Origin of the sequence: Microbacterium sp. NPDC090281 (assembly GCF_044769635.1) — a bacterium.
Taxonomy (GTDB): Bacteria; Actinomycetota; Actinomycetes; order Actinomycetales; family Microbacteriaceae; genus Microbacterium.
The window spans coordinates 1,797,959-1,811,265 of sequence record NZ_JBIVYH010000001.1 but is presented as its reverse complement, the minus strand read 5'-3'; the positions used below and the strand labels follow the sequence as shown (position 1 = coordinate 1,811,265).

Genomic DNA, 13,307 nt, shown 5'->3' with positions numbered 1-13,307 from the left:
ACTCCTTTACTACTTGACCGGCTGCAGCTGCGTCAGGACGTAACCTGCCGCGATCGCACCCCAGGACGGCGGGAAGGCGTAGAGGTCCTCCTCGGTCGGCCAGCCCGTGTAGTCCTTCGTGTTGTAGAAGGTCTGGGTCGCGTTGATGACGAGCGGGATGTAGGGCAGGTCACGGACGATCTCGGTCTGGATCGTGCCGTACAGCTCCTTCTTCGTGGCCTCGTCGTTCGTGCTGACCGCGGCCTGGATCGCTGTGTCCACGACCGGGTTGCTGTACCGGCTGAAGTTCCAGCGGCCTGCCGGAACCTCGGTGCCGACGGGGCTCGTCGACTCGACGGCGGTGCCGCCGAACCAGTCACGGTAGATCTGGAAAGGGTCGGCGACAGACGTGCCGATCACACCACCCATGATCAACTGGAACTCGCCGCCCTGACGTGCGTCGGAGAACTCCTGCCACTGCACGGTCGAGGCCGTGATCTTGATTCCGGCTGCCTCGGCCTGCTCGGCGATCAGCTTCGCAGCGTCGTTGTAGTCGGTCCAGCCGTCGACCGAGGTCAGCGTGAGCTCGAGCGGAACGCCGCCCTTCTCGTAAATGCCGCTGGAGCCCTTGGTGTAGCCGGCCGCCTCGAGGATCGATCCGGCCTCGGCGACGTTGGCCTCCTGCGGGCTGACCTCGTTGGCGGGGTCGGCGACCCACTTCTCGTCACGCGGCAGCAGCGCGAACGTGGGCGAGATGTCGCCGGTGAGCCCGACGAACGCCTTGTCCTTGATGGTGGCGCGATCGATCGCGACGTTGAGCGCCTGGCGCACGGCCACGTCGGTCTGCGGACCGGTGCAGCCGAGGTCGGCGTTCGAGCAGGTGTAGAGCACCGTCGGGTCCTGCGGCGTGTTGATCCAGTCGATCTTGCCGTTGGAGGTGACGTCATCCGGGTTCGGGATGAACATGCCGGTCCAGTCGAGCTTGCCCGCGGCGAGCAGGTCCTGCGCGGTCTGGTTGTTGTCGACGGCGATGTACTGGACCTTCTTGACACCGAGCTTGTCGGCGTCGCGGAAGTTCTTGTTCGCGACGAGGGTGTACGACTCGCTCGTGGTCTTGTCGACGACGTAGGCGCCGGATCCGACCGGGTCTTCATTCGTGAAGTTCGCGAAGTCGGTGACGTCCGCCCAGACATGCTCCGGAAGGATGTAGGTCGAGCCGAGACGCTGGAACTCGGTCGTGTACTGCGCCGACGAGTAGGTCAGAACGACGGTGGTGTCGTCCGTGGCCTCGGCGGAGACCAGTCCGTTGCCCTCGGGGTTGTTGGCCTCGTAGTTGAAGGAGAAAGCGACGTCCTTCGCGGTGAGCGGCTTGCCGTCGCTCCACTTGAGGTCGGGCTTGATGGTGATCGTGATCGCCGTGCCGTCCTCGTTGTACTCGAACGAGTCGCCGATCAGGCCGACCGGCTCGGAGTCCGCCGTCTTGTTGTAGAAGAACAGGGGCTCGTAGATCGGTCCGAGCGCGCCGTGGAGCACGGTCGGTGCGAACGGGTTGTAATTCGCGGCGATCGGGGTCTGGCTGCCGGCCCAGACACGCAGGGCCCGGTCGCCATCGGCGTTGCCGCTATCGCTACCGCCACCACAGGCCGTGAGGCCCAGGGCGAGGACGGATGCTCCGGCAATCGCGGTGAGCGCAATCTTGCGCCTTCCGTTACGGATCATTTCTCTTTTTTCCTCTCGGTGCTGCACTGCAGGAGGGATCGCTCCGGATGGAGCAGAACCCCGGAGGTGGGGTTCTTGGGCCCGGGGAGGCAGCCGGTCGGCCACTCCCGAAGGGGTTTGTTAGGACAGTAACCTAACAAACCCTGCGGCAGCGAACAAGCCTCCCCACGCTCCCGAGATAACGTTTCGGCCTCGACCGGGATTGACGTCATCTGCGCCCACTAAGAGTCCGAATGACACTAAGATCGATCTCGGAGGTTAAGGTACTAATGACTCAAAGCACGGACATCCGGGTCGCCGTCTCGACGGTCATCCTGACGTTGCGACGCACGGAGGACGGGCGCGCCGTGCTCGCGCTGCCGCTCGTGCTGCGCACGCGAGAGCCCTTCGCCGAACAGTGGGCGCTCCCCGGCGGATGGCTCACGGCCACCGAATCTCCCGTCGACGCCTCAGCGCGCACTCTGGCCGAGACCACCGGCCTCGCGCCCAGCTACCTCGAGCAGCTGTACGCCTTCGGAGCCGTCGACCGCTCCCCCACTCGCGTCGTGTCGGTCGTGTACTGGGCGTTGCTGCGACAGGACGACGTGACAGCACAGATCGCCGCCCACCGTGCATCCGGCCACGCCCCGGAGAACGTGCAATGGTTCGACGTCGATCAGCTCCCCCAGTTGGCCTTCGATCACGCCAAGATCATCGAGTACGCGCTGTGGCGGCTGCGCAACAAGGTCGGCTACAGCCGCGTCGCCCAGGGCTTCCTCCCCGAGGAGTTCACTCTCGCCGAGCTGCGCGAGGCCTATGAGGCGATCCTCGGCCGGAACCTCGATCCCGCCAACTTCCGTCGTCAGGTCGAGGCCGCGGGCAATCTGCTCGCCACCGATCGATTCCGCACCGGAAGTCACCGTCCTGCACGTCTGTACCGCGACAACACCGATGTCGAGCTGGCCGATCGCGGCCCGCTCGGTCCCGAAGAAACGAGCACCCGATGAGCATCACCTTCGTACCCGCTCCCGCTGTCCCGCCGTTGGATGCCTCGGTCGATCATGCGATCCAGGCGATCGTCAGCGGCACCTCGACCGATGCCACCTGCGCCACGGACCTCGCCGCGGGGCCATGGGACTTCGACGCACGACCGGGGTACGGTCCCGGCTCATCGATGGGCGACGTCATCCCGACGGGCGCCCCGCGGCAGGGCGAGCTTCCGGTCGAGTACCGGGAGGCCGCGGAAGAAGACCTCGACGAGCGGATCCGCGCGGCGAAGGCGACCCTCGGCGATCGAGTCGTGATCCTCGGCCACTTCTACCAGCGCGAAGAGGTGGTGCAGCATGCGGACTACGTGGGCGACTCCTTCCAGCTCGCGACAGCGGCCAAGGGGCGCGCAGATGCCGAAGCGATCGTGTTCTGCGGTGTGCACTTCATGGCCGAGACCGCCGACCTGCTCTCCAAGCCCGACCAGGCGGTGATCCTGCCCAACCTCGCTGCCGGATGCTCGATGGCGGACATGGCAGACATCGACCAGGTCGAGGAATGCTGGGAGCAGCTCGAAGACGTGCTCGGTGACCTCGACACCGCCGATGCCGATGGCCGCGTGCCCGTGATCCCGGTGACCTACATGAACTCCTCGGCCGCGATCAAGGGCTTCGTCGGACGACACGGCGGGATCGTGTGCACCTCCTCCAACGCCCAGACGGTGCTGGAGTGGGCCTTCGAACGCGGCCAGCGGGTGCTCTTCTTCCCCGACCAGCACCTCGGCCGCAACACCGCGAAGGCGATGGGTGTGCCACTGGAACAGATGCCGATGTGGAACCCGCGGCGAGCGCTCGGGGGATCCTCCGCCGCCGATCTGGTCGATTCCCGCGTGATCCTCTGGCACGGCTTCTGCTCGGTGCACCGGCGGTTCACGGTCGGACAGATCGAGCAGGCTCGCGCCGAGCACCCCGGAGTTCGCGTGATCGTGCACCCGGAATGCCCGATGGAGGTCGTCGACGCCGCAGACGAGGCGGGCTCGACCGAGTACATCCGACGTGCGATCGACTCGGCCACCGAGCCGACCACCTTCGCGATCGGCACCGAGATCAACCTCGTCCGCCGACTCGCGGCCCAGTACCCGCAGCACGAGATCTTCTGCCTCGACCCGGTCGTCTGCCCGTGTTCGACGATGTACCGCATCCATCCCGGCTACCTGGCCTGGGTGCTGGAAGAGCTCGTCGCCGGCCGCACTCCGAACCGGATCACGGTCTCCGCCGACGTCGCCGACCCCGCGCGCGTGGCATTGGAGCGGATGCTCGCAGCGAAGCCTCCGGTGGTCGCAGGCGTGCGATGAACGTCGTCGTCATCGGATCGGGCATCGCCGGGATCACCGCAGCGCTCCACGCGCACGAGGCCGGTCACACGGTGACGATCGTCACCAAGGGCGCCATGGGCGACGGATGCACCAGGCTCGCGCAGGGCGGCGTCGCCGGGATCTACGGGCCGGACGACTCAGCGGCGCAGCATGCGGCCGACACGGTGGATGCCGGCGCTGGACTGTCGGACCCGGATGCCGTGCAGGTGCTCGTGGCGGACGGCGCCGCACGGATCGCCGAGCTGATCGCACGCGGCGTCGCCTTCGATCGGATGCCGGACGGTTCACTGCAACTCGGACGTGAGGCGGCGCACCGGCACGCGCGCATCGTGCACGCGGGAGGGGACGCGACGGGGGCCGCGATCTCCACGGCACTCGTCGCGGCGGTCCGGCGCACGGCGATCACCGTCGTCGAGTACGCCTTCCTGACAGACCTCATCGTGATCGACCACGCGGTGCGCGGCATCCGCACCCTGACCGATGGCGCGATCGCGGAGACCTCGGCCGATGCCGTCGTCCTCGCCAGCGGTGGTGCCGGGCATCTCTACGCGCACACGACCAACCCGGTCGGGACCGCGGGCGACGGCATCGCTGCAGCGCTTCGGGCGGGCGCAGCAGTCGCCGACCTGGAGTTCGTGCAGTTCCACCCGACGATCCTGGCGTCGGGCCCGGCGTTCCTCATCTCCGAGGCCGTGCGCGGCGAAGGGGCGACGCTGCTCGACGACGACAACCGCCGCTTCGTGTTCGACACCCACCCCGACGGCGAACTCGCGCCGCGTGATGTGGTGTCACGAGCGATCGCACGGCGCGCCGCCGCGCAGGGTTCCCCCGTGCGGCTGGATGCCACCATGCTCGGCGCCGAGACTCTCGCACGACGCTTCCCGACCATCGACCGGGTGACGCGGGAACGAGGTTTCGACTGGTCGCGCGAACCGATTCCCGTCACACCGGCTGCGCACTACCTGATGGGCGGTGTCGTCACCGATCTCGACGGCCGGACGACGCTTCCCGGACTCTTCGCTGTCGGCGAGGTCGCTCGCACGGGCGTTCACGGAGCCAACCGGCTCGCATCCAACTCGTTGCTCGAAGGCGCGGTGTTCGGGGCTCGCGCCGCTGCCGCGCTGACCACAGAGCGCTCCGTCCCGCCGCGCTCGTTCGACGACCGAACCCGCTCGACTTCGCCCCTCCCTCCGATCTCCGTACGAGGAACGCAGCGGCGAGAAGCCCTTGGCGTCTTCTCCCGCGCCGACCTGCAACAGCTCATGTGGGATGAGGTCGGACTGCTGCGCACCGACGACGGGCTCGCGCATGCGCTCGACACCGTACGCGCGTGGGCTGCGTCGACCCCCGATCCATCGACCGTGGCCGCGCATGAGGACGCGAACCTGCTGCTCCTCGCCGAAGCGACGGCCGCGGCGGCGCTGAGCCGCACCGAGTCGGTCGGCGCCCACCATCGCATCGACGCCCGCCCGCCAGGCGACACCCCGACGCCGCAGTCCCGTCCATCGATCCTGGAGACCGTCTGATGCTCACGAAAGCCACCCTCACCCGCGTCGTCGGCGCCGCTCTCGAAGAGGATGCTCCCTGGGGCGACCTCACCAGCACGACGCTGCTGCCCGCGGATGCCACCGCCACCGCCGATCTCGTCGCGCGCGAGCCTGGGGTCTTCAGCGGTGGAGAGGTCTTCACCGCGGGCTTCCTGCTCACCGACCCGGCCCTCGCGGTCGACCTCCATGTCGGCGACGGCGATGACTTCGGGGCGGGCGACGTCCTCGCCTCCGTCTCGGGCTCGGCGCGCAGCATCCTCACCGCCGAGCGCGTGGCGCTGAACTTCACACAGCGGATGAGCGGCATCGCGACTCTCACCGCCGCCTACGTCGCCGCGATCGACGGCACGGATGCGCGTATCGCCGACACCCGCAAGACGACCCCGGGTCTGCGCGCCTTCGAACGGCACGCAGTGGCATCGGGCGGTGGCCGCAACCACCGCTACTCACTGTCGGATGCCGTGATGGCCAAGGACAACCACCTCGCCGTGCTCATGCGTTCGGGGCTCGACCTGGCGACGGCGTTGCGCGAAGCACTGTCGCAGCTGCCGCACACGACGCACGTCGTCGTCGAGGTCGACCGTCTCGACCAGATCCCGGCGGTCCTCGACGGAGGCGCCCACACCGTGCTGCTCGACAACTTCTCCCTCGACGATCTCCGTGAGGGAGTGAGGCTGATCGGCGACCGGGCAACGGTCGAGGCATCGGGAGGAGTGAGTCTCGATACCGTCGGCGACATCGCCCGCACCGGCGTCGATGTGATCTCGGTCGGCGCGCTGACCCACTCGGCGCGCGCACTCGACCTGGGCCTGGATCTGCGGATCGACTGAGCACACCCTGAACCTCGACATCCTGAACCTCGACATGCTCTATCTCGACAATGCCGCGACATCCCCGGTGCGACCGGAGGTGCTGGAAGCGATGCGTCCATATCTCACCGGAGTCTTCGGCAACCCGTCCAGCCATCACACGGCAGGCGAAGCCGCGGCGAGCGCTCTCGACGACGCCCGTGCGCGGGTCGCCCGCGTGCTGGGGATGCGAACGGGTGATGTCGTGTTCACCGCAGGGGGCACCGAAGCGAACAACCTCGCGGTGAAGGGCATCGTGCTCGCGGCCTTGGAGGCGGGTCGACGACATCTGGTGATCTCGCCGATCGAGCATGAGTCGATCCTCGAATCGGCCGACTATCTGAGACGCTTCCATGCGGTCGAGGTCACGCTCCTGCCGGTCGACTCCGGTGGCCGGATCGCACCGGAGTCCGTCGCCGAGTCGATCAGGCACGACACCGCCCTGGTCTCGATCGGCCACGCGAACAACGAGATCGGCACGGTCCAGGACGTGGCGGCGCTGGCATCGGTCACTCGTGCCGCCCGCGTGCCGCTGCACCTGGATGCCGTGCAGTCTGCCGGGTGGCTTCCCCTGAGCGGGCTCGGAGCCGATGCCGTGTCGATCGCCGGACACAAGCTCGGCGCTCCGAAGGGCATCGGCGCCCTGGCCGTGCGCGGACGCGTGCCCGTGGAGCCGCTGCTGCACGGCGGCGGTCAGGAACGCGGACGACGCTCCGGCACCGAGAACGTGGCGGGGGCCGTGGGGCTCGCGACCGCCCTGGAGCTCGCAGAACATGGACGGGAAGACGCGAGCGCTCGCGTCGGATCCGCCACGGCGCGGTTCGTCTCCCTGGTGCTCGCCGGCGTCCCCGAGGCCGCACTCACCGGCGACCCCGTGCAGCGCCTTCCCGGGACCGCGAGTTTCACGTTCGCCGGCACCAGCGGAGAGTCCGTGCTCCTCGAGCTGGAGCGCCGCGGGGTCATCTCGTCGAGCGGCTCGGCGTGCGCTGCGGGCAGCGACGAGCCCTCGCACGTTCTCCTCGCCTGCGGCGTGCCCGCTGATGTGGCGCAGACCTCTGTCCGATTCACTTTCGGACACGAGACGCTGCCCGAAGATGCTCCGGAGCGGCTGGCAGCACTCGTCGCGGAATCCGTGCGCGCGGCCCAGGGATGATGCACGGCCATAGACTCGGCTGGTGACCGCCTCCGCCCCGATCGTGACGCTGATCGTTCCAGGGCGTGACATCGCCGCCTTCGCTCCGGCCGCACTCGAATCCCTCCGCGCGCAGACCGAGTCGCGGTGGCATGCGATCCTCATCGACGACGGCTCGACAGATGAGACGGGAGCGATCTTCGACGCGGCCGCAGCCATCGACAGCAGGTTCACGACGATCCACCATGCAGCGTCCCGCGGCCTCGGCGCCGCTCGAAACATCGGGCTCGAGCGGGTCGACACCGGGTATCTCGGGTTCCTCGACGCCGACGACGAGTTGGCTCCGGATGCCCTCGCCCGGATGACGGGAACTCTCGAGGAGACCGGGAGCGACTTCGTCGCCGGCGCCTACGTGCGCTCGCGTGCGCAGGGCGTGGGATACGTCGCCGGCCGCGTGCAGCCCTGGGTGACGGCGGCGACGGCCCCGGAGAGGCTCGGTATCACTCTCGCCGCCCACCCGCAGGCGGTGTCGAACATCGTCGCGTGGTCGAAGGTGAGCCGCACCGCGTTCTGGCACGACCTCCGCTTCCCCGAGGGTGTCGCGTACGAGGATCAGGTGGTCGCACAGCTCATGTACACCAGAGCACGCACCTTCGATGTGATCCCCGACGTCGTGGTGCAGTGGCGCCTCCGGGCCGACGGCACCTCGATCACACAGGGCAAAGCGCAGCTGCCGGTGCTGCGCGACTACCTGGCGGCTCTTCGTGGGGGCATCCGGGTGTTGCACGAAGCCGGGGCGCGCGCGTCGGTCACCGCCCGGATCGAACTGATCCTCGCGATGGACGTCGCGCCGCTTCTCGAGATCGCGAATGACCACCCCGACCCGGCCTACGCGGCCGAGGTCGGCACTTTCATCGCCGAGCTGCGGGCACTCCCCGAGTTCGCTGATGCGGTGCCCGACCCCGCCATCGCCGCCGCGCTCGCGTGGTGACGCTGCTCCCCTGATCGACGGACCCTGGTGAACCCATGAACGATTACATCGCCTCCCTCTTCTCCCTCGAAGGCCGCACCGCGGTCGTGACCGGCGGCAGTTCCGGCATCGGCCGCGGCATCGCCACCGCACTCGCCCGCGCCGGAGCAGCGACAGTCGTCGTCGCCCGCGGCGAGGACCGCATCCGGGAGACCGTCGACGAGCTGCGCGGGCACGGTTGTCGTGTCGCCGGGATCGTCGGAGACCTCAGCACGCGGGACGGAATCCACGCCGTCGCCGATGCAGCCGTCGAGCCCTTCGGCGAACCGGACATCCTGGTGAACTCCGCAGGGATCAACATCCGCCCGCCGTTCGCGGAGATCACCGAATCCGACTGGGATGCGACCATGACGGTCAACGCCCTCGCACCGTTCCTGCTCGGCCAACGGTATGCGCAGGGCATGGCTGCACGCGGGTACGGCCGGCTCATCCACATCAGCTCCCAGCAGGCCCACCGCGCGTTCGTCGGCAGTGGCGTCTACGGTGCCTCGAAAGGCGCGGTCGAATCGTTGATGCGCTCAGAGGCCGAAGCCTGGGGTGGCACCGGAGTGACGAGCAACACGTTGGTTCCCGGGTTCGTGCTCACCCCGCTGAACGCCCGCCTGCAGCAGGATCCGGTGAAGATCGCGGAGCTCGCCGCTCGCACGATGATCGGCCGAAACGGCTTGCCGAGCGACTTCGCCGGCGCCGCCGTCTTCCTCGCAGGCGCGGGCTCAGGCTACGTCACCGGTCACTCGCTGTTCGTCGACGGCGGGCTGTCGGTGCACTGAGCCAGAAACACCTGCACCGGCAGGGCCCAGGGCTCAGGCTCAGGGCTCAGGCGGATAGACCCGCTCGTCGGGACGGGGCTCGGCGAGCAGGGGCACCGCCGCGGTTATCGCGGCTACCGCGTCGGCACCGGCGGAGTCGAGAGGTGCCCGATCGGCACGTCGATCTGCGAGCGGCGCACGGGCGCCACCGGTCGCGGCCTCCTCCAGCGCGACCTCGGTGTCGAGCACGCGTGACGCCGCCACCTGCTGGGCTGCGAGCTCGGCGTAGAGTCCGCCCAGCGCCAAGAGCTCGGGATGTGTGCCGGACTCGACGATCCTGCCCGCTTCGATGACATGGATGATGTCCGCACCCATGACGGTCGAGAGCCGATGCGCGATCGACAGCGTCGTGCGCCCCTTCGCCGCCTCGTCGAGTGCTTCCTGCACGACACGCTCCGAGACGGTGTCGAGCGCGGAGGTGGCCTCGTCGAGAAGGAGTACCGGTGGGTCTTTCAGGAGCACACGGGCGATCGCGATGCGCTGCTTCTCGCCGCCCGAGAGCCGGTATCCGCGCTCACCGACCACGGTGTCGTACCCCTGCTCGAACCCGGCGATGATGTGGTGGATGTTGGCGGCCGTGCACGCCCTGATCAGCTCTTCCTCCGTGGCGTCGGGCTTGGCGTAGCGAAGATTCTCGCGGATCGTCGCGTGGAACAGGTACGTCTCCTGCGACACGATGCCGACGTGGTCGATGATCGACTCCTGCGTGAGCGCGCGCACGTCGGCACCGGCGAACAGCACAGCGCCGCCCTTCGCCTCGTACAGTCGTGGGGCCAGGTAGAGGATCGTGGTCTTGCCCGCACCAGACGGCCCGACGAACGCGACATGCTGCCCCGGCTCCGCCACGAACGAGACCCCGTCGAGCGTCGGGCGGGCGTCGACAGACGCGTCCGGATAGCGGAACACGACGTCGGCGAACTCCAGGCGCCCTCTCGGTCCCGGTGCTTCGTCGACCGTGATCGCGTCCGGTGCATCCTCGATCTCGGGCACCAGGTCGAGGTACTCGAAGATGCGCGCGAACAGGGCAGACGATGTCTGCAGATCGAGCGATACCCGCATGAGCCCCATCAGCGGCATGAGCAGTCGCGCCTGCACCGTGGTGAAGGCGACGACCGTTCCCGCGGTGATCGCCCCGGTGCCCCCGGCGATCAGATAACCGGAGACGAGGTAGATGACCGCCGGCACGCTCGCCATCAGCACCTGGACGACCGCGAAGAATCCCTGCCCGCTCATGGCCCGGCGCACCTGCAACGTCACCTGATTGCGGTTCTCGGCCTGGTAGCGCGCCGACTCGGTGCGCTGGCGGTTGAAGGCCTTCGACAGCAGCATGCCCGAGACGCTCAGGGTCTCCTGCGTGATGGAGGTGAGCTCTGACAGCGACTCCTGCGTCTCCCCCGCGATGCGCGCCCGCACCTGACCGACCCGACGCTGCACGAAGATGAGGAACGGCATCATGATCACCGCGATGAGCGTCAGACGCCAGTCGATCAGGATCATCGCGACGAGCGAGGCGATGACGGTCACGACGTTGCCGAGGATGCTGGTGACGGTGTTGGTCAGCACCCCTGAGACGCCGCCGACGTCGTTCTGCAGCCGGGACTGGATGACTCCGGTCTTGGTGCGCGTGAAGAAGCCGAGTTCCATCGCCTGCAGGTGTTCGAACAGTTTCACGCGCAGGTCGCCGGTGACGCTGTTGCCGACGGTCGAGGTCAGCCACGTCTGCCCGACTCCGAGGACGGCGGAGATCAAGAACAACCCGATCATCGCGGCGACGAGCCAGCCCAGCAGCTCGAGGTGCGGGCCTCCTCCGGCGACCGGGAAGAGCGCGTCGTCGAAGATGCGCTGCACGATTAGAGGAGGGACCACGGCGATGGCTGCACCGATGACGACGAGGATGCCGGTGAAGACGATGCGCCACTTGTAAGGACGGAACAGAGACACCACTCGCGTTCCGAGGCCGCTGATGCGCGGGGCCTCGGCGTTGAGCTTGCGCTGTGCACCCTCGTCGACGCCGCGGAAGCCGCCGCGTTGCCCGCCGCCCATACCGCCACCCATAGTCATGGCGCCAGCGTACTCAGGCGCGACGACATCGAGGGCCGGTGTCTCCGCCGTCAGCGGATATCTGTGAGTTCGGAATGAAATGTCCGTGGTGGCCGTTACGCTGAATGACTCTTGCGAACTCTCGCGATTTCCACTTCTTCTTCGCCCTGGAGGCCGCCCATGTCTGCCGTCGATACCGGCTCCATCTCGACGACCCCCGCACCGGCAGGGGGCGAGATCTCACGCAAGGACATGCGGGTGATCTGGCTGCTGCTCGTCGCCGCCTTCGTCGCCATCCTCAACGAGACCACGATGGGGATCGCGATCCCGCATCTGAACACTGACCTCGGCATCCCGCCCGAGCTCGGCCAGTGGCTCACCAGTGCGTTCATGCTCACCATGGCCGTGGTCATCCCGACGACCGGATTCATCCTGCAGCGGTTCACGACCCGCCAGGTGTTCATCGCCGCGATGATCGCCTTCTCACTCGGCACTCTCGTCGCACTGGTCGCGCCCGGCTTCGGCGTGTTGCTCGTCGGCCGTGTGATCCAGGCGGCAGGTACCGGCATCATGATGCCGCTGCTGATGACGACGATCATGAACGTGGTCCCGCCGCAGTCCCGTGGTCGCATGATGGGCCGTGTCGGTCTCGTCATCTCGCTCGCCCCGGCTATCGGTCCGACCCTCGCCGGTGCGGTGCTCGAGCTCGCCAGCTGGCGCGCACTGTTCGCGATCATCCTCCCGATCTCCCTCATCGCACTCTTCATGGGTGTGAAGTGGATGACCAACCTCGGCGAGACCCGCAAGGTGCCGCTCGATGTGCTCTCGATCCCGCTCGCCGCTCTCGGCTTCGGCGGCATCGTGTTCGGACTCAGCCAGTTCGGCGGCGAGGGTGGATCAGGCGAGACCACCGGCATCATCTCGCTGGTCGTCGGCGCACTGTCGCTCGGACTGTTCGTCTGGCGTCAGCTCGTGCTGCAGCGCATCGACGATGCTCTGCTCGACCTGCGCGTGTTCCGCTCCAGCAACTTCACGCTGTCCGTGATCATCATGTCGATCCTGGCGCTGTCGATGTTCGGCACCCTGACACTGCTTCCGCAGTACCTGCAGAACGTGGCCGGCCTCAACCCGCTCCAGTCCGGCTTGATCCTGCTCCCCGGCTCGCTGCTGATGGGTCTGCTCGGTCCGATCATGGGGCGCGTCTACGATGCGCGCGGCACCCGTCCGCTGCTCATCCCCGGCACGATCATGGTCTCCGCTGCGCTGTTCTACTACTCGACCGTCGGCGAGCACACCGTGTGGTGGGTGCTCATCATCGTGCAGGCAGTCATGTCCGTCGGACTCGCGATGTCGTTCACGCCGCTGTTCTCCGCATCGCTCGGTTCGCTCCAGCGCTCGCTGTACTCGCACGGGTCGGCGGTGCTGAACACGCTGCAGCAGGTCGGCGGCGCTGCCGGTGTGGCGCTGCTGCTGGTGACGTACTCGTCGATCCTGCACGCGGGCGAGCAGGAGGGCCTGTCGACCGCGGTCGCCGGTGCTCCCGGCGCACGCATGGCATTCCTGATCGCGGCGATCATCTCGCTCGCGGCAGTGGCGCTCAGCCCGTTCGTCCGCAAGCCCGCCGACGACGCCGGCGAGGGCTTCCACGGCGGCCACTGACCGCCCGTAGACGGCCTGCGATGGCGTCTGCCTCTTACTCGCTCTTCGGGGCGGGGAACTGGCAGACGCCATTGCTGCAATAGCCGGCGGCGTCGCCCTCGAGCAGGTTCAGGGAGTCCAGGAGCGGCTGCAGCCCGATGGGCGCTTCCTGCTGCACGGAGTCCTGCTGCGTCTTCTTCATCCCTCGATCGTACGCCTGCGCA

Annotated in this window: 11 protein-coding genes; 8 read left to right on the top strand and 3 right to left on the bottom strand. The window is 67.9% G+C overall.

All coding sequences use genetic code 11. The features are described 5' to 3' along the window. Window positions 1-9 precede the first annotated feature (9 nt). Window positions 10-1,698, bottom strand: a complete 1,689-nt coding sequence (locus tag ACIQTX_RS08760; protein ID WP_028503849.1) for an ABC transporter substrate-binding protein — start codon at window positions 1,696-1,698, stop codon at window positions 10-12. 269 nt (window positions 1,699-1,967) lie between these two features. On the opposite strand from ACIQTX_RS08760, the gene ACIQTX_RS08755 reads away from it, so the two are divergent. The 7 genes from ACIQTX_RS08755 to ACIQTX_RS08725 are packed head-to-tail and all read left to right on the top strand — an operon-like array spanning window position 1,968 to window position 9,366. After that, window positions 1,968-2,684, top strand: coding sequence for an NUDIX hydrolase (locus ACIQTX_RS08755; RefSeq protein WP_402971309.1), 717 nt, complete (start codon window positions 1,968-1,970; stop codon window positions 2,682-2,684). Further along, window positions 2,681-4,018, top strand: a complete 1,338-nt coding sequence (nadA, locus tag ACIQTX_RS08750; protein WP_402971306.1) for a quinolinate synthase NadA — start codon at window positions 2,681-2,683, stop codon at window positions 4,016-4,018. The genes ACIQTX_RS08755 and nadA overlap by 4 nt, the downstream gene beginning before the upstream one ends. After that, window positions 4,015-5,565 (top strand): L-aspartate oxidase, encoded by a 1,551-nt coding sequence (gene nadB, locus ACIQTX_RS08745; RefSeq protein ID WP_402971303.1) that lies wholly within the window; start codon window positions 4,015-4,017, stop codon window positions 5,563-5,565. Before nadA ends, nadB begins: the two co-directional genes overlap by 4 nt. After that, window positions 5,565-6,416: a carboxylating nicotinate-nucleotide diphosphorylase gene (nadC, locus tag ACIQTX_RS08740; protein WP_402971300.1), complete on the top strand. Its 852-nt coding sequence runs from the start codon at window positions 5,565-5,567 to the stop codon at window positions 6,414-6,416. The genes nadB and nadC overlap by 1 nt, the downstream gene beginning before the upstream one ends. Before the next feature lie 34 nt (window positions 6,417-6,450). Further along, window positions 6,451-7,587: a cysteine desulfurase family protein gene (locus ACIQTX_RS08735; protein WP_402971297.1), complete on the top strand. Its 1,137-nt coding sequence runs from the start codon at window positions 6,451-6,453 to the stop codon at window positions 7,585-7,587. 22 nt (window positions 7,588-7,609) lie between these two features. Next, window positions 7,610-8,557, top strand: a complete 948-nt coding sequence (locus tag ACIQTX_RS08730; RefSeq protein ID WP_402971294.1) for a glycosyltransferase family 2 protein — start codon at window positions 7,610-7,612, stop codon at window positions 8,555-8,557. Window positions 8,558-8,592: 35 nt separating this feature from the next. Then, window positions 8,593-9,366 (top strand): SDR family NAD(P)-dependent oxidoreductase, encoded by a 774-nt coding sequence (locus tag ACIQTX_RS08725; RefSeq protein WP_402971291.1) that lies wholly within the window; start codon window positions 8,593-8,595, stop codon window positions 9,364-9,366. Between the two features lie 39 nt (window positions 9,367-9,405). On the opposite strand, the gene ACIQTX_RS08720 is transcribed toward ACIQTX_RS08725, so the two are convergent. Further along, on the bottom strand, window positions 9,406-11,460 hold the full coding sequence (locus ACIQTX_RS08720) for an ABC transporter ATP-binding protein (RefSeq protein WP_402972998.1): 2,055 nt from the start codon (window positions 11,458-11,460) through the stop codon (window positions 9,406-9,408). Window positions 11,461-11,625: 165 nt separating this feature from the next. On the opposite strand from ACIQTX_RS08720, the gene ACIQTX_RS08715 reads away from it, so the two are divergent. Continuing rightward, the gene (locus tag ACIQTX_RS08715; protein ID WP_028503841.1) at window positions 11,626-13,104 is read left to right on the top strand and encodes a DHA2 family efflux MFS transporter permease subunit; all 1,479 of its coding nucleotides are present in this window, start codon (window positions 11,626-11,628) and stop codon (window positions 13,102-13,104) included. Window positions 13,105-13,138: 34 nt separating this feature from the next. Here ACIQTX_RS08715 and ACIQTX_RS08710 read toward each other — a convergent pair whose 3' ends face one another. Then, complete coding sequence (locus ACIQTX_RS08710) at window positions 13,139-13,285, bottom strand: hypothetical protein (protein ID WP_402971287.1); 147 nt, start codon at window positions 13,283-13,285, stop codon at window positions 13,139-13,141. Window positions 13,286-13,307: the final 22 nt, after the last annotated feature.

Coding starts and splice junctions, on each gene's coding strand:
- nadB (WP_402971303.1), top strand. CDS start 4,015: ATGAACGTCGTCGTCATCGGATCGGGCATCGCCGGGATCACCGCAGCG.
- ACIQTX_RS08710 (WP_402971287.1), bottom strand. CDS start 13,285: ATGAAGAAGACGCAGCAGGACTCCGTGCAGCAGGAAGCGCCCATCGGG.
- nadA (WP_402971306.1), top strand. CDS start 2,681: ATGAGCATCACCTTCGTACCCGCTCCCGCTGTCCCGCCGTTGGATGCC.
- ACIQTX_RS08720 (WP_402972998.1), bottom strand. CDS start 11,460: ATGGGTGGCGGTATGGGCGGCGGGCAACGCGGCGGCTTCCGCGGCGTC.
- ACIQTX_RS08715 (WP_028503841.1), top strand. CDS start 11,626: ATGTCTGCCGTCGATACCGGCTCCATCTCGACGACCCCCGCACCGGCA.
- nadC (WP_402971300.1), top strand. CDS start 5,565: ATGCTCACGAAAGCCACCCTCACCCGCGTCGTCGGCGCCGCTCTCGAA.
- ACIQTX_RS08725 (WP_402971291.1), top strand. CDS start 8,593: ATGAACGATTACATCGCCTCCCTCTTCTCCCTCGAAGGCCGCACCGCG.
- ACIQTX_RS08760 (WP_028503849.1), bottom strand. CDS start 1,698: ATGATCCGTAACGGAAGGCGCAAGATTGCGCTCACCGCGATTGCCGGA.
- ACIQTX_RS08735 (WP_402971297.1), top strand. CDS start 6,451: ATGCTCTATCTCGACAATGCCGCGACATCCCCGGTGCGACCGGAGGTG.
- ACIQTX_RS08755 (WP_402971309.1), top strand. CDS start 1,968: ATGACTCAAAGCACGGACATCCGGGTCGCCGTCTCGACGGTCATCCTG.